This window comes from Ferrovum sp. (assembly GCF_027317285.1).
Taxonomy (GTDB): Bacteria; Pseudomonadota; Gammaproteobacteria; order Burkholderiales; family Ferrovaceae; genus Ferrovum.
The window spans coordinates 1-18,551 of record NZ_DAHVHV010000043.1 but is presented as its reverse complement, the minus strand read 5'-3'; the positions used below and the strand labels follow the sequence as shown (position 1 = coordinate 18,551).

The 18,551-nt window shown below is 59.0% G+C and carries 18 protein-coding genes and 2 tRNA genes; 3 read left to right on the top strand and 17 right to left on the bottom strand.

What is annotated here, in order from left to right:
* The first annotated feature begins 3 nt into the window (after positions 1 to 3).
* On the top strand, positions 4 to 90 hold the full coding sequence (locus M6F29_RS12355) for a PEP-CTERM sorting domain-containing protein (RefSeq protein ID WP_366525985.1): 87 nt from the start codon (positions 4 to 6) through the stop codon (positions 88 to 90).
* On the opposite strand, the gene M6F29_RS09145 is transcribed toward M6F29_RS12355, so the two are convergent.
* Positions 65 to 727 (bottom strand): ArsR/SmtB family transcription factor, encoded by a 663-nt coding sequence (locus M6F29_RS09145; RefSeq protein WP_298158875.1) that lies wholly within the window; start codon positions 725 to 727, stop codon positions 65 to 67. The two genes, M6F29_RS12355 and M6F29_RS09145, sit on opposite strands and share 26 nt — an antisense overlap.
* A 123-nt stretch (positions 728 to 850) precedes the next feature.
* Here M6F29_RS09145 and M6F29_RS09140 point away from each other — a divergent pair, with 123 nt between their 5' ends.
* Complete coding sequence (locus tag M6F29_RS09140) at positions 851 to 1,201, top strand: DsrE/DsrF/TusD sulfur relay family protein (protein ID WP_298158872.1); 351 nt, start codon at positions 851 to 853, stop codon at positions 1,199 to 1,201.
* A gap of 84 nt (positions 1,202 to 1,285) precedes the next feature.
* Positions 1,286 to 2,443, top strand: a complete 1,158-nt coding sequence (locus tag M6F29_RS09135) for an NAD(P)/FAD-dependent oxidoreductase (RefSeq protein ID WP_298158869.1) — start codon at positions 1,286 to 1,288, stop codon at positions 2,441 to 2,443.
* A 62-nt stretch (positions 2,444 to 2,505) separates the two neighbouring features.
* Here M6F29_RS09135 and M6F29_RS09130 read toward each other — a convergent pair.
* The 16 genes from M6F29_RS09130 to M6F29_RS09055 form a co-directional block, all read right to left on the bottom strand.
* A tRNA-Asp gene (locus M6F29_RS09130) sits at positions 2,506 to 2,582 on the bottom strand.
* Positions 2,583 to 2,617: 35 nt separating this feature from the next.
* A tRNA-Val gene (locus tag M6F29_RS09125) sits at positions 2,618 to 2,693 on the bottom strand.
* Positions 2,694 to 2,701: 8 nt separating this feature from the next.
* The gene (locus tag M6F29_RS09120) at positions 2,702 to 2,974 is read right to left on the bottom strand and encodes an HU family DNA-binding protein (RefSeq protein ID WP_062187982.1); all 273 of its coding nucleotides are present in this window, start codon (positions 2,972 to 2,974) and stop codon (positions 2,702 to 2,704) included.
* A 138-nt stretch (positions 2,975 to 3,112) separates the two neighbouring features.
* Entirely contained in the window at positions 3,113 to 5,551 is a 2,439-nt protein-coding gene (gene lon / locus M6F29_RS09115) for an endopeptidase La (RefSeq protein ID WP_298158866.1), read from the bottom strand.
* A 72-nt stretch (positions 5,552 to 5,623) separates the two neighbouring features.
* On the bottom strand, positions 5,624 to 6,880 hold the full coding sequence (gene clpX, locus M6F29_RS09110) for an ATP-dependent Clp protease ATP-binding subunit ClpX (protein WP_297454184.1): 1,257 nt from the start codon (positions 6,878 to 6,880) through the stop codon (positions 5,624 to 5,626).
* 37 nt (positions 6,881 to 6,917) lie between these two features.
* Positions 6,918 to 7,532, bottom strand: coding sequence for an ATP-dependent Clp endopeptidase proteolytic subunit ClpP (gene clpP / locus M6F29_RS09105; protein WP_297454182.1), 615 nt, complete (start codon positions 7,530 to 7,532; stop codon positions 6,918 to 6,920).
* A gap of 79 nt (positions 7,533 to 7,611) precedes the next feature.
* Positions 7,612 to 8,916 carry a trigger factor gene (gene tig, locus M6F29_RS09100; RefSeq protein WP_298158862.1) on the bottom strand — a complete coding sequence of 435 codons (1,305 nt, stop codon included), beginning with the start codon at positions 8,914 to 8,916 and terminating at the stop codon, positions 7,612 to 7,614.
* 82 nt (positions 8,917 to 8,998) lie between these two features.
* The gene (ggt, locus tag M6F29_RS09095; protein ID WP_298158859.1) at positions 8,999 to 10,747 is read right to left on the bottom strand and encodes a gamma-glutamyltransferase; all 1,749 of its coding nucleotides are present in this window, start codon (positions 10,745 to 10,747) and stop codon (positions 8,999 to 9,001) included.
* Positions 10,681 to 11,493 carry a CDP-diacylglycerol--serine O-phosphatidyltransferase gene (gene pssA / locus M6F29_RS09090; protein WP_298158856.1) on the bottom strand — a complete coding sequence of 271 codons (813 nt, stop codon included), beginning with the start codon at positions 11,491 to 11,493 and terminating at the stop codon, positions 10,681 to 10,683. The genes ggt and pssA overlap by 67 nt, the downstream gene beginning before the upstream one ends.
* Positions 11,490 to 12,155, bottom strand: a complete 666-nt coding sequence (locus M6F29_RS09085; RefSeq protein ID WP_298158853.1) for a phosphatidylserine decarboxylase — start codon at positions 12,153 to 12,155, stop codon at positions 11,490 to 11,492. The genes pssA and M6F29_RS09085 overlap by 4 nt, the downstream gene beginning before the upstream one ends.
* A 1-nt stretch (position 12,156) precedes the next feature.
* A complete protein-coding gene (gene ilvC / locus M6F29_RS09080) occupies positions 12,157 to 13,173 on the bottom strand; it encodes a ketol-acid reductoisomerase (RefSeq protein WP_297455334.1) in 1,017 nt (338 codons plus the stop codon).
* Positions 13,174 to 13,203: 30 nt separating this feature from the next.
* Entirely contained in the window at positions 13,204 to 13,695 is a 492-nt protein-coding gene (gene ilvN / locus M6F29_RS09075; protein ID WP_297477083.1) for an acetolactate synthase small subunit, read from the bottom strand.
* An 18-nt stretch (positions 13,696 to 13,713) separates the two neighbouring features.
* Complete coding sequence (locus M6F29_RS09070) at positions 13,714 to 15,423, bottom strand: acetolactate synthase 3 catalytic subunit (RefSeq protein ID WP_297477085.1); 1,710 nt, start codon at positions 15,421 to 15,423, stop codon at positions 13,714 to 13,716.
* Positions 15,424 to 15,509: 86 nt separating this feature from the next.
* A complete protein-coding gene (gene gspF / locus M6F29_RS09065; protein ID WP_298158849.1) occupies positions 15,510 to 16,721 on the bottom strand; it encodes a type II secretion system inner membrane protein GspF in 1,212 nt (403 codons plus the stop codon).
* Positions 16,718 to 18,148: a GspE/PulE family protein gene (locus M6F29_RS09060; RefSeq protein WP_298158847.1), complete on the bottom strand. Its 1,431-nt coding sequence runs from the start codon at positions 18,146 to 18,148 to the stop codon at positions 16,718 to 16,720. Before M6F29_RS09060 ends, gspF begins: the two co-directional genes overlap by 4 nt.
* 2 nt (positions 18,149 to 18,150) lie before the next feature.
* Positions 18,151 to 18,551, bottom strand: a 401-nt coding sequence (locus M6F29_RS09055; RefSeq protein ID WP_524537726.1) for a secretin GspD/PilQ domain-containing protein, incomplete at its 5' end; no start/stop codon positions are given.

Here is an 18,551-nt window from a genome sequence, read left to right as displayed (position 1 = left end):
CCCGTGCCCGAACCCGCTTCCCTGTTGCTCATCGGGGTGGGGCTTCTGGGTTTGGCATCGGTTTTCAAGCGCAGGGGAACAACCTCGTGAATCCCCATTCGGCAACGCCATCGCGCAACTGTCTGGCTGAATATCCTTCTCGTCTCAGCAGTTCGACCGCGTCCCTCGCCATCAGACAGTAAGGGCCACGGCAGTAGGCGACGATAGAACGATCCCTGGGCAATTCATCCAGCCGTTGGCGCAGTTCCCCCAAAGGAATCGACCTTGCAAAGGGGATGTGGGCAGTCAGATATTCTTCCGTGGGCCTCACATCAAGCACGACCACTTCTCCTTTACGGGCGGCTTTCAACAGACTGTCACGGTCACTGGGCACCAGATCATCCGGCTGCACGGCAATCTTTTGCAGTTCCCGTTGCAATTCGGTCAGACGGTCTTCTGCCAGGGTATGGATTCGCACCCATAAATCCGCCACCGATTTGTCAGCAAGCCGGTAGCAGATATTTTTTCCTTGCCGTGTCGTCTCCACCAGATGCGACTCTCGCAACGCGCGCAAGTGTGCGCTGGCCAGTTTCATACTGATGGAAGTTTCTCGCGCCAGGATCTCCACCGTCTTTTCCCCCTGACAAAGCAACTCGACCAACTCCAGCCGCTTGGGACTGGAGAACACCTTTCCTATCCGTGCCACCTGCTCGTACAGCAGATCCTTGATGTTTCTGGCATCGTCCATTCGATTAATCTATTTATTTATAGAACGTGCATTATAAACCATAAAACATATTGACATTTACCACCAGAACGTATTTAATCATTCTACCAGTTATTAGATTGTAATCAATTCAAGGAGGTTGCCATGAACACATTGTTTATTCTCAATGACCCGCCCTACGGCAGCGAACGCACCTACAATGGCCTGCGCCTGGCGGGACATCTCTCCAAGCAGGAGGGCAGTTCGGTGAGAGTTTTTTTGATCGGGGATGCCGCCTCGACCGCCCATCGAAACCAGAAAGTACCACAGGGTTTCTACAATACCGAAGTCATGCTGGGTGGCGTAATCCGCCATGGTGGAGAGGTCGGCGTCTGCGGCACTTGCATGGATGCACGCGGCATGGGCGATAGCGATATCCTGGACGGCGCTCACCGCAGCACACTGGCGGAATTGGCCGAATGGACCGCGTGGGCCGACAAGGTTCTGGTGTTCTGAAACGGGCAAGAGTGGTTTTCTGAAGGTTCCCGGGTATTGGCCCCATGCATGCTGTCTGATGAAACCCAGGCAAAGGAGATGACAATGAAACAAGGCAAAACCATTCTGATACTCGGCGGGGGGATTGGCGGCATCGTGGTCGCAAGTAATCTGCGCAAAGGGTTGTCCCGCGAACACCGGGTGGTGCTGATCGAGCGGGAGGAGCGGTATGCCTTCGCGCCGTCTTTCCTCTGGTTGATGACCGGGTTGCGGACCCGCGACAGGATATGCAGATCCTTCGCCCAGTTTGAACGGCAAGGCGTGGAGTACATCCGGGGGGAGGTTACGCGCATCGATCCCGTGCGGCGTGAAATAGAAGTCAACGGACAAATGCTCACTGGCGATTATCTGGTGCTTGCACTTGGCGCTGAACTTGCTCCAGAGGTCATTCCCGGGCTCAGCGAAGGCGGACATAACCTCTACACCCTGGAAGGTGCGGAAAGGTTACGTGATGCGCGGCTCGAGTTTCGCCAAGGTCGAATGGTGATCCTGGTCAGTGCCGTGCCATTCAAATGTCCCGCAGCCCCTTATGAAGCAGCCATGCTTCTGGAGTATGACTACCGCAAGCGCAAACTTCGGGGCGACATTGTCATCGATGTGTATACCCCGGAACCGGGACCCATGCCGGTAACGGGGCAGGAAATTTCCCAGCAGGTGCGTCAGATGGTGGAGGACAAGGGGATAAACTATCACCCTGGGCATGCCGTCACGCACGTGGATGCCAATGCACGGTCCATCCATTTCGCCAACGGAACCACCGCCAAATATGACTTTCTGGCCTTCGTGCCACCGCATCGGGCACCGAAAGTGGCAAGAGAGGCGGGACTCATCGGAGAGTCCGGATGGATCACGGTAAATCACCATACGCTGGAGACTCACTTCCCGGGCGTCTATGCCCTGGGGGATATCACGGGAATCATGCTCCCCGTGGGCAAGCCCCTACCCAAGGCCGGGGTTTTTGCCCACAGGGAAGCTGAGGTGGTCGCGTCCAATCTTATCCACGCCATTACGGGAAAAGGCGAACTGAAGTACTTCGATGGTCATGGTGAGTGTTTTCTGGAGGTGGGGGATGGCAAAGCAGGTTTTGGAAGCGGCAATTTCTACGCCGAACCCACACCACAAATAAACCTGCTTCAGCCGAACCGCGCTTTGCACCTGGGCAAGGTGGCATTCGAGAAGTTTTGGCTCATGAAATTTCGGTAACTTATTGTTGGAGGGGAGGACGGAAAAAAACCGCTGATTTCTCAGCGGTTTTTTTTGTTGCTTGGCGGAGTGGACGGGACTCGAACCCGCGACCCCCGGCGTGACAGGCCGGTATTCTAACCAACTGAACTACCACTCCTTTCAACTTTTGACCGGCGAATGAGACCCGGTACCTGGTGGGTGCTGAGGGGCTCGAACCCCCGACATTCGCCTTGTAAGGGCGACGCTCTACCAACTGAGCTAAGCACCCAAAGACCGCTAGTTTACACTATCCTTGAGAACTTTTCCAGCCCTGAATTTTGGAACTTTTGCCGCTTCGATCTGGATGGTCTCCCCTGTACTGGGGTTACGTCCGGTACGCGCTGCCCGTTTCCCCACGTGAAACGTCCCAAACCCGACCAGAGAAACCTGTCCGCCCTTCTTGAGCGTCGACTGAATGGCGCTGATCGCTCCCTCCAGAGCCCGTCCCGCAGCCGCTTTAGAAATATCTGCCGCCTCAGCCATCTGTTCGATCAGTTCACTTTTGTTCACCTGGAATACCCCTTATTGTTAGTTAGGAACAACAACAGACCTCTTCATCCTGCACGGGATGTTTCTCCTCAGGACGCATCGCCCTTTATAAGGGGCAACGCGCCCTCTGTCAACCATTTTTCGGCAAGTTGTTACAAATTAATGCGTGATGCCCGCAGGCGTGACCGCGGCTTCTCCATGGGGCTTCAGGGGGGTCGCTGCGGCAGGAACGGGGGTAAGCGACTCTCCTGGACTCACCTCCGGCAAGGGAACCGGTTCGTGTTCCAGGGCCAGGGCCAGAACCTGGTCGATCCAGCGCACCGGATGCAACTCCAGACGTCCCTTGATATTATCCGGGATTTCCACCAGATCCTTGCAGTTTTCCTGGGGGATCAGGACGGTCCGGATCCCCCCACGATGGGCGGCCAGCAATTTTTCCTTGAGGCCACCGATGGCCAATACCTCGCCCCGCAGGGTGATCTCCCCCGTCATGGCCACATCGGCCCGCACCGGAATGCCTGTCAGCACGGAAACCATGGCTGTGGTGATGGCCGTCCCCGCACTCGGTCCGTCCTTGGGCGTCGCACCTTCGGGCAAGTGGATGTGAATATCGGATTTTTCATAGAAATCGGGCGGAATACCCAGGCGCGTGGCGCGGCTGCGCACCACACTGAGCGCGGCCTGGATGGATTCCTGCATGACCTCCCCCAGTTTCCCGGTGGTGGTCATTTTGCCTTTTCCGGGCACCCTGGCCGCCTCGATGGTCAACAATTCACCGCCCACTTCCGTCCAGGCCAAACCGGTCACCTGGCCCACCTGGTTGGTTTTTTCCGCCACCCCAAAGGTGTAGGGGCGAACGCCCAGATATTTTTCCAGATTGCGCGAAGTCACTGCCACCTTCCCGGTTTTTTTCGACAAAAGCAGATGCTTGACCACCTTCCGGCAGATCTTTGCAATTTCTCGGTCAAGCGCGCGTACGCCCGCCTCCCGCGTGTAATATTGGACGATGTCACGCAGCGCCCCCTCTGCCACCGAAATTTCATCTTCCTTCAACCCATTGGCTTTCAACTGCTTGGGCAGAAGGTACTGACGCGCGATATTGATCTTCTCGTCTTCCGTATACCCCGACAGCCGAATCACCTCCATGCGGTCCAGCAGGGGGGATGGAATATTCAGGGTGTTGGCCGTCGCGACGAACATCACGTCGGACAGGTCGTACTCCACCTCCACATAGTGATCGGTAAAGGTATGATTCTGCTCCGGGTCCAGGACCTCGAGCAAAGCCGAAGAAGGATCCCCCCGGTAATCCTGCCCCATCTTGTCCACTTCATCCAGAAGAAACAAGGGATTGCGCACCGCCACCTTGGTCAGGCTCTGGAGAATTTTCCCCGGCATGGCGCCGATATAGGTCCGACGATGTCCGCGAATCTCCGCTTCATCCCGTACGCCACCCAATGCCATTCGCACGAACTTGCGGTTGGTGGCGCGGGCGATGGATTTCCCCAGGGAAGTTTTTCCGACGCCCGGCGGCCCCACCAGGCACAGGATCGGGGCCTTGACCTTGTCCACCCGGGCCTGAACGGCCAGGTATTCGACAATCCTTTCCTTGACCTTATCCAACCCGAAATGATCCTGGTCCAGTACCTTTTCACAGTTGGCCAGATCCGAACTGACTCGGGTTTTCTTTTTCCAGGGCAGTGCCACCAGAGTATCGATGTAGTTACGCACCACCGTGGCCTCCGCCGACATGGGCGACATCAGACGCAATTTCTTGAGTTCTGCTTCGACCTTGGACTGGGCTTCCTTGGACATGTGTGCCGCGCGGATCTTTTTTTCCAGATCCTCGATATCCGCACCATCCTCGTTGTCTCCCAACTCCTTCTGGATGGCCTTGACCTGTTCATTGAGATAGTATTCGCGCTGGCTTTTCTCCATCTGGCGTTTGACGCGCCCCCGGATGCGCTTCTCCACCTGCAGGATGTCGATTTCGCTTTCCAGCAGGGAAAGCAATTGCTCGATACGCTTGCGGATATCGAAAAGAGCCAGAATCTCCTGCTTTTGCTCCAGTTTCAGAGGCACATGGGTGGCCACCGTGTCGGCCAGACGTCCCGCCTCCTCGATACTGGAAAAAGAACTCAACACCTCCTGAGGAATCTTCTTGTTCAGTTTGACGAATTGCTCGAACTGTCCCAGCAAGGTACGGCGCAGGGCTTCCAGTTCCGGATGATCGCCGGAGGATTCCTGGATGGGCGTCGCCACCCCAAGAAAATGGGATTGATTGGGTTCCGTGACCTCACTCACCGTCACCCGCTGGACGCCTTCCACCAGCACCTTGACCGTGCCATCCGGCAATTTCAGCAATTGCAGGATCGTGGCAATGCTCCCCACGTCATACAACTCATCCACACCGGGATCATCATTGGAGGCAGATTTCTGTGCCACCAGCAGGATATTCTTGCCCGCTTCCATGGCCAGTTCCAGAGCGCGAATGGATTTGAGGCGACCCACGAAGAGGGGAATGACCATATGAGGGAAAACAACCACATCCCGCAGAGGAAGCAGAGGTAATTGCACGGATTCCTGAGTGACTGTACTCATAAGAGATAACCTCTGAAAGTTGAACCTGACAACAGATGGGGGAAATCCTCAGAGGTTTCAAGAGGGACAGCCTTAAACCCCCACCACCTTTTGTGTATCGGCATAAATCAGCAGGGGAGAACCATCCGACAGGATGCAGTTTTCGTCCACCACCACCTTGCTGACATTCTGACGGGTCGGTAGTTCAAACATCGTATCCAGCAGCGCGTGTTCGATGATGGAACGCAGGCCCCGGGCTCCGGTCTTGCGTTGCAGGGCCTTGCGCGCAATGGCCTGAAGTGCGCCGGGACGAAATTCCAGTTCCACGTTCTCCATGGAAAACAATTTCTGAAACTGACGCGTCAGCGCATTCTTCGGTTCCGTCAAAATCTGGATCAAAGCCTCCTCATCCAGTTCCTCGAGGGTTGCCAGCACCGGCAGGCGACCCACGAATTCAGGAATCAGGCCAAACTTGATCAGATCTTCCGGTTCCACTTCAGACAATGCCTGGGTCAATCCCCGGTCGTCCTTTCCCATCACTTCTGCGCCAAAACCGATGCCCGACCGGTCCGAACGGTTTCGAATGACCTTGTCGAGCCCGCCAAAGGCCCCCCCGCAGATAAACAGGATGTTGGTGGTATCCACCTGCACGAACTCCTGGTTGGGGTGCTTGCGTCCACCCTGGGGAGGCACGGAAGCCGTGGTTCCCTCGATCAGTTTGAGCAGGGCCTGTTGTACCCCTTCGCCGGAGACGTCGCGGGTGATGGAGGGATTGTCCGACTTGCGTGAAATCTTGTCGATTTCATCGATGTACACGATCCCCCGCTGTGCCTTCTCCACATCATAGTCGCATTTCTGAAGCAGTTTCTGGATGATGTTTTCCACGTCCTCACCCACATAACCTGCTTCCGTCAGGGTAGTGGCATCCGCGATCACGAAGGGAACATTGAGCAGACGCGCCAGGGTCTGGGCCAGCAAGGTCTTGCCGGACCCCGTCGGGCCAATCAGGAGGATGTTGCTCTTGGATAACTCGATGTCCTTGTCCTTGCCGTGATGGCGCAAGCGTTTGTAGTGGTTGTACACCGCCACCGCCAGAATCTTCTTGGCCCGTTGCTGGTGAATCACGTATTGGTCCAGTATGTCGGCGATTTCCTGGGGAGTCGGCAAATCCGCCTTTACCTGGCGCGCATCGGCATCCTGAATCTCCTCACGAATGATGTCATTGCACAATTCGATACATTCATCACAAATGAATACCGAAGGACCTGCAATCAACTTGCGCACTTCATGCTGGCTCTTGCCGCAGAAGGAACAATAAAGCAATTTTTCGCCGCCGTTTTTGTCGCTCATTTCTCTTTACCCAGTCTCCGAATTCCGATCAATTCGTTCAAGAACTCGCTATTTCCCCACGTCGGCTCAATACCCGATCCACCAAACCGTAGTCCAGTGCTTCCTGCGCGTTCATGAAATTATCACGATCCGTGTCCTTTTCCAAGTCCGTCACCTGTTTACCGGTGTGATGGGCCAGAATCTCGTTCAGGCGATGGCGGAGGTACAGGATTTCCTTGGCCTGGATTTCGATGTCGGAAGCCTGCCCCTGCGCGCCCCCGGAGGGTTGATGGATCATGACCCGGGAATTGGGCAACGCGTAACGTTTCCCCGGAGCCCCGGCCGCCAGCAGAAAGGCGCCCATGCTGGCCGCAATGCCCATGCAGGTGGTACTGACATCGGACTTGATGAACTGCATCGTGTCATAAATGGCCAACCCGGCAGAAACCGAACCGCCGGGGGAGTTGATGTACAGATGAATGTCCTTGTCCGGGTTTTCAGACTCCAGAAACAACAACTGAGCCACGACAATGTTGGCCACCCCATCGTTCACCGGACCCACCAGAAAAATCACCCGTTCCTTCATCAGGCGGGAGAAAATGTCGAAGGCCCGTTCGCCCCGTCCGCTTTGTTCCACTACGGTGGGGACCAACCCCAGCCCTTGAATATCCATGTATTCCCCCATTTGATTGGTTATGACGGATTTTTACCCGGGATTCTGGAGTAGGACCCCCTGGTGCCCAAAAAATTCCTCAACCTGCCTGAACTGAACGAGTCATGTCTTCAAAGGAACGCACCACGTCCCTGACCGCGACCTGATCACACACCCAACGCACAACCGCTTCTTCCAGGGCCAGGTTTTCCACTTGCTGACGCTGGGCCGGATTCTGGGTGTACCATTGCACCACTTCCTCGGGGCGCTCATAGGCCGATGCCATTTCCTCGATGAGTTCCTGAACCTGTTGCGCACCGGCGGAAATTTCAGCCCGTTTGACCAACTCGGCCACGATCAGACCCAAAGTCACCCGCCGCCGGGCAGAAGCCTCGAACAGGGTATCCGGCATGTCGGGCAACTGTCTTCCCGGAGCCTGGTCCTGCATTTCTTCCTGGGCATTCTGGCGCATGCGATGAATTTCGTTGTACACCAACACCTGGGGTACGGGAATGGGTGCGACCTGGAGCAGGATTTCCATGACCTGTTCCTTGACCAGCGTACGAATCTTCTGACGAACTTCCCGTTCCAGATTCAAACGCAATTCCTGACGCAACTCCGCCACGCCCCCTTCCGTGACCCCGACGGAACGCAGGAAATCCTCGTCCAACTCAGGGAGAACGGGCGCCGCCACTTCGCGCACCCGGACCAGAAAGGAAACTGTTTTACCCGCCAGTTCAGCGGCCGGGTAATCGGCAGGAAATTCCAGGGGAAAGGTTTTTTCCTCGCCAGCGCGCATCCCCAGCAAAGCCCGTTCAAAGTCGGCCAGAAAACGTCCACTCCCCAGCACCAGTGACACGTCCTGCCCCTTGCCACCGGCAAATTCCACACCCTCCAGCGTTCCGGTGAAATCGACCCGTACCCGATCCTCGTTCTGGGCGGCCCGTTCCACAGCCTCATACTGAACCCGTTGACGGCGCAGGACATCGAGAGTACGCTCGATATCCTCCTCGCTCACCGTCACAATCGGTTTCTCGATGGTGTAGCCGGTCCATTCTCCCAGCACCACTTCGGGATAGACCTCAAAAATCGCCGCGAATTCGAAGGTATCGGCCTGTTCCGTGGCGGTCGCCTCAAACCGGGCGGGTCCGGCCACCCTCAATTCCTGGGAGCGGACTGTTGCGCCGAAGTGACCCTGCGCCATCTCGTTCAGCACTTCATCCTGAACCTGCGCACCATACTGCTGAACCACCAGACGATAAGGCACCTTACCAGGACGAAACCCTTGCATACGCACCGTCCGTGCCAATTTTTTGAGACGCTGTTCCGTCAACGCATGTACGTCGGCCAGAGGCAATGCCAATTGCAGGCGACGTTCGAGGGGGGGGGTGTTCGGGTTGTCCATGGTTACCTTGCCTTAGAATATTGACCTGAACCGATCATTATACGAAAACCTTTCCCCCTTGACCACTCCCCTGTTCCCGTACTCAGGGCAACAGGCGGATCACGGTTCCATCCCGCCGCGGATCGGCAGCGCCCTGGCGCTCGTGAGTTTGCGGGTTTTCACCCACCCACTGCACCGAACCCAGAGGAATCTCGCTCACCGTCACCTCATGTCCGCGCGCACGCAGTTGATCGAGGACGGCAGGGGCAAGGGATTTTTCCACCAGCGTATGGCCCTGTGCATCCATGACCGCATAACGTGGCAGACTCAAGGCCGCTTCCGGGGTCAGCGCATCATCCAGCAGATCCTGGGTCATTTCGAGGACGGTGCTGATGATGCTGACGCCGCCTGGAGACCCATAGGCCGATACCCACTGATCGCCCTTGAAAACCAGGGTAGGAGCCATGCTGCTCCGGGGCCTGCGCTGCGGGCGCACATCGTTGGCGCCAGGATCTCCCGGCCCGGCCTGGGGTTTCAGGTTGAAGTCCGTCAGTTCACTGTTCAGAAAAAATCCATACCCCGGTACCAGAATCCCGCTGCCCCAGGGCGCCTCCACGGTACTGGTCACGCTCACCACATTTCCCTCATGATCCACCACGGTGAACTGGGTGGTATTCGTTCCCTCGGGCCAGGTACCAGGAAGCACGTCCTCCATCCGCTTCCTGCGTTCCAGACGCCGGGATTGCTGCGCCAGATAAGGCGGTGAAAGCAAATGCCCGAGGGGAATCGGGGTGGCTGCCGGATCTCCCAGCCAGCGTGCCCGATCCGCCATGGCCAGACGCAGGGCTTCGATGGTCAGATGTATTTCGTCCGGATCTCCCGCCCCCAATCCCGGGAGCGTTCCCAACCGGAAGGGAGCCAGGGTTTGCAGCGCCTGCAATACAGCCACCCCCCCCGAAGAAGGAGGCGGCATGGTCACGATCCGGTACCCCCGATATTCTCCTTCCAGGGGCGCTCGCCAAACCGGCTGATAATGCGCCAGATCCTCCAGGGACATACGCCCCTGGCCCGCCGGTCCCGCCCGTGTTCGACGCTGGGCAACCACCATGGCACGGGCGATCTCTCCCTCATAAAACACCTTGGGCCCCATACGTGCGATGAGGCTCAGGGAATGGGCCAGTTCCGGTTGGACCCAGCGTTGTCCCAGGGAGCGGACCTGCCCCTGGGCATCCCGGGTCAGGGCACGGGCTTCCGGTTGCAGCGCGGCCCGGGAACTCTGCAGAGAATGGGCCAGATAGGGTGTAATGACGATGCCTTTCCGGGCGTAGTCAATGGCGGGTTGCAAAGACTGCGCAAGCGTCAGGTGGCCCCAGCGTCGACGCAGCGCTTCGACTCCCGCCAGGGTGCCGGGCACGCCCACCGCGATGCCACTGGTGGATGCCTCCAGATAATTCAGTCGGGAAAACTGGTCCGGGGTATCGGCGCGCGGCGCGACCTCGCGGGCATCCAACGCATAAACCCGGTGGGTCGCCGCCCGGTACACCAGAAAAAACGCCCCTCCGCCGATTCCCGAGGATTGGGGCTCCACCACATCGAGGGCAAACTGGATGGCTGCCGCCGCATCCACGGCGTCCCCTCCGCGTTCCAATGCCCAGGCCCCCGCCTCCGCCGCCAAAGGGTGAGAGGTGGCAATGACCGCCTCACCGGCAGACCAGACGTACTGGGTGACGAGCATGCCCAGCAGCCACTGCCCCAGCCGTTTTCCGAGGAGCGGCCAGTCCGGTCTCATGAAGGCGGGATGTCCTTCGGGGGTTCGGCAGAGTTTGCGCGCCGGGAATGACGTTTTTGCCATTGGCGGGTCCCCCACAGAACATAGCCGGAAACGGCGTAGATCAGGAAAAAGCCCCAGAGGACGCGGGACTGATCCAGGCTCAGCACGACGAACAGCAGCAGAATCAGCAAGGCCGCCCAGAAAGGGACGCTGCGGCGCAGGTTGAGATCCTTGAAACTGTAAAAACGAACGTTGGAGACCATGGACAATCCGGCAAACAAGGTAATCACCCAGGCCACCCAGGCCACCTGGGACCCTTCCAGCTGGTAGTCCGAGTGCAATACCCATACCATGCCAGCCAGCAGGGCTGCTGCCGAAGGACTGGGGAGACCGGTGAACCAGCGTTTGTCCGCCACCCCCAGTTGAGTGTTGAAACGGGCCAGGCGCAGGGCAGCCCCGGCGCAATAGACGAAGGCCGCCAGCCAGCCCAGTTTGCCCATGCCGCGCAATGCCCAGTCATACATGACCAGAGAAGGCGCAGCGCCGAAAGACACCATGTCCGAAAGACTGTCGTATTCCGCCCCGAACGCACTCTGGGTATGGGTGAGACGAGCCACTCGCCCATCCAGGCCATCCAGGACCATGGCGATGAAGATGGCCTGGGCGGCCAATTCAAAATGCCCGTTCATCCCCTGCACGATGGCAAAAAACCCGGAAAACAGCGAAGCCGTGGTAAACAGGTTGGGGAGCAGGTAAATTCCCCGACGCTGGTGAGTCGCGCCGGGGCCCATTCCCCCGGCAGGTTCCTCGGGCTTGGGCATGCTCATGACGATTCGGTCCCCGGTTCCGGCCATTCCGCCACGACCGTGGTCGTGGCCTTGACCACATCCCCCAGCGCGACCCGGATGCGAACCTCGGGCGGAAGGTAGAGGTCGACGCGCGAGCCGAACCGGATGAACCCGTAACGCTCGCCGGCGCTCACCTCGCTGCCGGGAACCACATAGCACAGGATACGTCGGGCGATCAGACCCGCCACCTGCACGCAGGTCAAGGCCCCATGGGGCGTATCCAGAATCACGGCATTGCGTTCATTGGCCTCGGAAGCCTTATCCAGATCGGCATTGACGAACAGGCCCGGGTGGTACTCGACGTGGCGCACCTTTCCATGGACCGGGCTGCGGTTGGAATGCACATTGAACACGTTCATGAACACGCTGACCTTGACGGCGGGACGTTGCAGCCACGGGTCCTGCACCGGCATGATGGCCACGATGCGCCCATCGGCCGGAGACAGGATGAACTGCTCCCCCACCGGAACCAGACGGGGAGGATCACGGAAAAACTGCAGGACGAAGAGGGTCAGGACCCAGAAAGGAAGGGCCCACAAAAAACCAAGTCCCCATTCCACACACAGGGACACCATGGCGATCCCCGCGAGGTACGGCCACCCCTCGCGGGCAATCAAAGGATGCGGGTAGTTGGAATTCAAGTCAGTTCTTGCTTTGATCGACCAACTTGTTCTTGCGAATCCACGGCATCATCTCGCGCAGTTGGGCGCCCACTTTTTCGATGGGATGCTCTTCCCCGAGACGACGCATGGCGTGCATGGAAGCAGCGCCGGCGCGATTTTCCAGAATGAATTCCTTGGCAAACTGGCCAGTCTGGATTTCCTTCAGAATCCGTCTCATTTCGACGCGGGTATCCTCCGTGATGATGCGCGGTCCCCGGGTCAGATCCCCGTACTCGGCGGTATTCGAAATGGAATACCGCATGTTGGAAATCCCGCCTTCATACATCAGGTCAACGATCAACTTGAGTTCATGCAGACATTCGAAATAGGCCATTTCGGGTGCATAACCCGCTTCCACCAGCGTCTCGAACCCGGCCTGGACCAACGCCGTTGCCCCACCACACAACACGGCCTGCTCACCGAAAAGATCGGTTTCCGTTTCTTCCCGGAAAGACGTTTCAATCACTCCGGCACGACCGCCCCCGTTGGCAGCAGCATAGGACAGAGCCAGATCACGGGCACGCCCGCTGGCATCCTGGTGCACCGCGATCAGACTGGGCACACCCCCGCCCTGCGTATAGGTGGAACGCACCAGATGACCGGGCCCCTTGGGCGCAATCATGATGACGTCCACGTCGGCACGGGGCTGGATCTGGCCGAAATGGATGTTGAAGCCGTGTGCAAAGGCCAGGGCAGCACCCGCCTTCAGGTTGGGGGCGATGGCGTCGCGGTAGACTTCCGGCTGGCTTTCATCGGGCAGCAGGATCATGACCAGGTCTGCCCCAGCCACCGCCTCCGCCACTTCCCGGACCTTCAGGCCCGCCGCTTCCGCCTTCTTCCAGGAGGCCCCGCCGGCGCGCAACCCGACGGTCACGTCCACTCCGGACTCCTTGAGGTTATTGGCATGGGCATGTCCCTGGGAGCCATAACCAATGATGGTCACCTTGCTCTTCTGGATCAGGGAAAGGTCGGCATCCTTGTCGTAATACACCTTCATGGCAAATTCTCCTGTATGAAATCGTTAAATTCAAGCCCGCATGATCCAGTCACCACGCCCGATCCCGGAAGCCCCGGTACGCACGGTTTCCAGAATCATGAGGGGATCGAGGGCTTCGAGAAAGGCGTCCAGTTTATCACGGGGCCCCGTCAGTTCGATGGTATAAGTTTTGTCGGTCACATCGACGATGCGCCCGCGAAAGATATCGGCCGTGCGCTTGATCTCTTCGCGCGCACCGTTTTCAGCCCGGATCTTGACCAGCATGAGTTCACGTTCGAGGTGACGTCCCTCGTTCAGGTCAAAGACCTTGACCACATCCACCAACTTGTTGAGTTGCTTGGTTATTTGTTCCATCACTTCAGCCGAACCATTGGTCACGATGGTCATGCGTGAAAGAGTGGGATCTTCGGTGGGAGCCACCGTCAGGGACTCGATGTTATAGCCGCGCGCGGAAAACAGCCCGGCTACCCGGGACAGGGCACCGGCTTCGTTTTCCAGGAGAAGTGAGAGGATATGGCGCATGGGGAAACCTTTCAGCGGTTACAGGTCTTCGGCACCCAGCAGCATCTCGGTGAGACCCTGCCCGGCTTTGACCATGGGGAAAACATTTTCGGTGGGATCGGTCATGAAATCAAGAAACACCACCCGGTCCTTGAGGGCAAAGGCTTCGCGCAGAGCGCCTTCCACGTCGGCGGGGTTCTCGACACGAATCCCCACATGCCCGTAACTTTCAGCCAATTTCACAAAGTCCGGCAAGGCATCCATGTAGGATTCGGAATAACGGTTGCCATGCAGGATTTGTTGCCATTGACGGACCATACCCAGGTAGCGGTTATTCAAGTTGATGATCTTGACCGGCAGATGGTACTGCTTGCAGGTGGATAATTCCTGGATGCACATCTGGATGCTGGCTTCTCCGGTAATGCAGGCCACCACCTGGTCCGGAAAGGCCAGTTGGGCGCCCATGGCTGCAGGCAGGCCAAAACCCATGGTTCCCAACCCTCCGGAATTGAGCCAACGGCGCGGCTTGTCAAACTTGTAGTACTGGGCCGCCCACATCTGATGTTGCCCCACGTCCGAAGTAATGATGGCATCCCCTCCAGTCACCTGATACAGGGTTTCCACCACGAACTGGGGTTTGATGAGCGTATCACTGCGCTCATAATGCATGCAATCCCGTGCACGCCATTCCCCGATCTGATGCCACCATTGTTTCAGGGCAACCGGGTCGAGGCGTTGTGGGGTCTCGGCCACCAGCTTCAGCATCTCCTGCAGAACTTCCCGCACATCCCCCACGATGGGAACATCCACCCGCACCCGCTTGGAAATGGAAGAGGGATCGATGTCGATGTGAATGATGCGCCGCCCCTCCACGAAGAAGTGACGCGTATTTCCGATGACCCGGTCATCGAAGCGGGCTCCCACGGCCAGCAGCACATCGCAGTGTTGCATGGACAGATTGGCCTCATAGGTTCCGTGCATGCCCAGCATGCCCACGAACTGCGGATCGGTGGCCGGATAGGCCCCCAACCCCATCAGCGTATTGGTACAGGGAACCCCCAATTCGCGCACCAGGCGAGTCAGCAACTCACTGGCTTCTCCCAGCACCACGCCGCCCCCCGCATAAACCATGGGACGACGGGCCTCGAGCAACATCTGGACCGCCTGACGAATCAAGCCGGGATGCCCCTTGACCACCGGGTTGTAGGAACGCATCTCGATCTGTGCCGGATACAGAAAATCGGTCACCTGTTGCGAAACATCCTTGGGAATGTCCACCAATACCGGCCCCGGACGCCCCGTGGTCGCCACATAAAAGGCTTTCTTCATGGTTTCCGCCAGATCCTCGACCCGCTTCACCAGAAAGTTATGTTTCACGCAAGGGCGGGTAATCCCCACCGTATCCACTTCCTGGAAGGCATCCAGACCGATGGCTGCCGTGGGCACCTGGCCAGAAATGACCACCATCGGAATGGAATCCATGTACGCCGTCGCAATACCGGTCACGGCATTGGTCACTCCGGGGCCACTGGTGACCAGCGCCACCCCCGGACGACCCGTGGCCCGGGCATAGGCATCGGCGGCATGAAGCGCCGCCTGCTCGTGCCGCACCAGGATATGCTTGACCTTGTCTTGCTGAAACAAGGCATCGTAGATAAACAGGACGGCTCCGCCGGGATATCCGAAAATATACTCGACGCCCTCTTCCTCCAGACACCGGATGGTGATTTCTGCCCCACTGAGTTGCATGACTGTCTACTCAAAACCGAAACCCTGTAGGGTAGCGAGATCTTCCGTTCCGGTCAAGTACAAACTCACCGAGGAAACTACGGCAGTTACTGAACCATTTGGTTCAAGTCCATGATGGGCATCAGAATGGCCAGCACGATCAGGCCCACCACCCCCCCCATGAGCAGAATCAGTGCAGGTTCCAGCAGTGTGGTCAGCAACATGAGGCGGCGTTCCAATTGCTGCCCCTCATGACGGGCAGCCTGGGTCAACAGGTCATCCAGGCGCCCCGTCCGTTCTCCCGCCTGAATCAGTTGCATCAGGGTGCGTGGAAAGAGCATGCTCGCCTCCAGGGCGCGGGCCAGTCCACTGCCTTCCCGAACCCGTTCCAGGGCTTCCAGAAGCGCCTGACGCAGGGCACGGTTATGGACAGCCTGAGCCGCGCCCTGCAAGGCGGACAACAAGGGCACGCCCCCACCCACCAGAATCGCCAGGGTACTGGCCAGGCGCTCGGTATCGTAACTCAACCCCAACCGCCCCACCAGGGGCCAACCCAGGACGTGCCGGTCCCAACGCAGGCGCAGTGCGGGTTTCCGCCATAGATGCAGCCCCCCCCAGGCCAGCATGCCCATGCCCGCCAACCCCCAGAGACCCCATTGACGAATCCCGTCCGACAGGAAGATCAGAACCCGCGTCAAAGTGGGCAGCGTTTGATGATTGCTGGCAAAAACCCCCACCACCTGCGGCACCACGGAACTCATCAGAAACAGAACGATGGCCGTGGCCACCCCCATCAAGACTATGGGATAGGCCAGAGCACCCAGCACCTTGCCGCTCAGATGATCCTGCGCAGCCGCATAATCGGCCAAACGTTCGAGCACCCAGGCCAAACGTCCGCTTTTTTCTCCCGCCGCCACCAGGGCCGGGTACAGGCTGGGGAAATCCCGGGGAAATTGCCCCAATGCCTGCGCCAGAGGACTCCCCGCCACCACTTCGGCACGAATCTTCAAAAGCCGCTGGCGCACCCCTTCCCGTTCGGCCTCGGCCGCCACGCCGGCCAGCGCCTCATCCAGAGGGACGCCCCCTCCCAGCAATACCGCCAACTGGCGCGTGATCAATACGCGCTCCCGTCCAGAAAGACGGCGTTGTATCCAGTGCCCCAGTCCCGTGCCCACCCCGGTCGATTCCGCACGCACGCGAATCGGGTTCAACCCGCGACTGCGCAACATCGTCCGGACCTGGCGGGGCGAATCGGCCTCGAGCGTGCCCTGCTCCCTTTGCCCCGAATCATCCAGCGCTTCAAACCGGTAGTGGGTCATGAATCGTCGGCACCGGTCACGCGCCACAATTCCTCGGCCGTGGTCTGCCCCCCTTCCACCCAGCGCTGTCCATCCATCCGTAACGTACGCATGCCGGAAGCGAGCGCCTGGAGGCGCACCTCGGATTCCGGGCGCTGCTGATGAATCAGCGTTTGCAGGGCTGGGGTGATTTCCAGCAGTTCGTAAATTCCCATGCGTCCCCGGAAACCACTCTGCCCGCAGACCTCGCACCCGCTCCCGCCACAGGCGGTGCAGCAGCGCCGGACCAGACGCTGGGCCAGCACCCCCAGCAGGGAACTGGACAACAGGTAGGGCTCCACGCCCATGTCGACGAGACGGGTCAGGGCGCTGACCGCATCATTGGTGTGCAGGGTCGCCAGCACCAGATGCCCCGTCAAACTGGCCTGCACCGCGATCTGGGCGGTTTCCGCGTCGCGGATCTCACCGATCATGATGACATCGGGATCCTGGCGCAGCAACGCACGCAGGGCACGCGCAAAGGTCAGATCGATCCGCGGGTTGATCGGCGTCTGACCGATCCCGTCGATGTGATACTCGATGGGATCCTCCACCGTCAGGATGTTGGTGGTCTGACGATCGAGGCGCAGCAGGGCGGCATAGAGCGTCGTGCTTTTCCCGCTCCCGGTGGGTCCGGTGACCAGCACGATGCCGTGGGGACGGTGGACCAGTTGGTCGAAGGACCGCAGGGTATCCGGGGCCATCCCGAGACGCGCCAGATCCAGTCGCCCCAGGTCCTTTTCCAGGAGACGCAGGACCGCCCGTTCCCCGTACCCCGTAGGGAGCGTCGAAACCCGCACATCCACGGCCCGTCCCGCCACCTTGAGCGCGATCCGGCCGTCCTGGGGCAGACGTTTTTCGGCAATGTCCAACTGGGCCATGATCTTGAGGCGGGAAATGAGCGCCGCGTGCAGCGCCCGCTTGAGTTGTACCACCTCGCGCAGCGTTCCATCCACCCGAAAACGCACCACGCACTCCCTTTCCGCGGCTTCGATATGGATGTCCGAGGCGCCTTCCCGGGCCGCCTGGGACAACAGGGCATTGAGCATCCGGATGATGGGCGCATCATCCTGCGTTTCGAGCAGATCCTCCACTTCGGGCAAGTCCTGCATGAGGCGCGACAGATCAGCCTCGTCCTCCACTTCGCCCACCACCTGGGCCGCCTCGCCCTGCTGCGTCCGATAGGCCTCGCTCAGCGCCTCCTTCCATTCCGGAGTCGTCAGGGTATGGCAAACCAGCGCTCCATACCGGCGGCCCACCTCCAGCACCCCTGTCGGGCAAGTTCCTTCATGAACCCAGACCTCGGTGACCCCCGCCTGCCGGGCCACGGCCAACACGCCCTGCGCACGGGCAAAGGCAAAGGGCAGCAAACGGGCCGCCAGCGGGGTCAGTACGGCAGGTCCCGCCATGCTCAGGGGGCTCCCGCCGGGGCAGGGACGACACGGGAATCGCCCCCCGGCAAAGGAGTGGCCGTGGAAAGCGGCGAGGCATGGCGCGGATCCACAAACGGCGCCCCGGACCCCTGAGCCGGGGTCAAGGGCGTCAGGGATTCGTTGGAAAGGATACGGACATTGCGTGGTTCTCCATCCCGCATTTCCTGCGTCCAGCCATACCGGTCATTGGTCAGGGCGTCACTCTGTTCTGCCGTACGAATGACGTAGGGGCGCAGGAACAGCATGAGGTTGTCCTTGATCCGGGCTTTGGATTCGTAGCGAAAAAGCGCCCCAAGGTAGGGAATTTCCGCCAGCCACGGGGTCTTTTCCATGGTGTCCGAATAATTGTCGGACAGCAACCCGCCCAGTACGATCAATT

Coding starts and splice junctions, on each gene's coding strand:
- M6F29_RS09145 (WP_298158875.1), bottom strand. CDS start 727: ATGGACGATGCCAGAAACATCAAGGATCTGCTGTACGAGCAGGTGGCA.
- M6F29_RS09140 (WP_298158872.1), top strand. CDS start 851: ATGAACACATTGTTTATTCTCAATGACCCGCCCTACGGCAGCGAACGC.
- M6F29_RS09135 (WP_298158869.1), top strand. CDS start 1,286: ATGAAACAAGGCAAAACCATTCTGATACTCGGCGGGGGGATTGGCGGC.
- lon (WP_298158866.1), bottom strand. CDS start 5,551: ATGAGTACAGTCACTCAGGAATCCGTGCAATTACCTCTGCTTCCTCTG.
- clpX (WP_297454184.1), bottom strand. CDS start 6,880: ATGAGCGACAAAAACGGCGGCGAAAAATTGCTTTATTGTTCCTTCTGC.
- clpP (WP_297454182.1), bottom strand. CDS start 7,532: ATGGATATTCAAGGGCTGGGGTTGGTCCCCACCGTAGTGGAACAAAGC.
- tig (WP_298158862.1), bottom strand. CDS start 8,916: ATGGACAACCCGAACACCCCCCCCCTCGAACGTCGCCTGCAATTGGCA.
- ggt (WP_298158859.1), bottom strand. CDS start 10,747: ATGGCAAAAACGTCATTCCCGGCGCGCAAACTCTGCCGAACCCCCGAA.
- pssA (WP_298158856.1), bottom strand. CDS start 11,493: ATGAGCATGCCCAAGCCCGAGGAACCTGCCGGGGGAATGGGCCCCGGC.
- ilvC (WP_297455334.1), bottom strand. CDS start 13,173: ATGAAGGTGTATTACGACAAGGATGCCGACCTTTCCCTGATCCAGAAG.
- ilvN (WP_297477083.1), bottom strand. CDS start 13,695: ATGCGCCATATCCTCTCACTTCTCCTGGAAAACGAAGCCGGTGCCCTG.
- M6F29_RS09070 (WP_297477085.1), bottom strand. CDS start 15,423: ATGCAACTCAGTGGGGCAGAAATCACCATCCGGTGTCTGGAGGAAGAG.
- gspF (WP_298158849.1), bottom strand. CDS start 16,721: ATGACCCACTACCGGTTTGAAGCGCTGGATGATTCGGGGCAAAGGGAG.
- M6F29_RS09060 (WP_298158847.1), bottom strand. CDS start 18,148: ATGGCGGGACCTGCCGTACTGACCCCGCTGGCGGCCCGTTTGCTGCCC.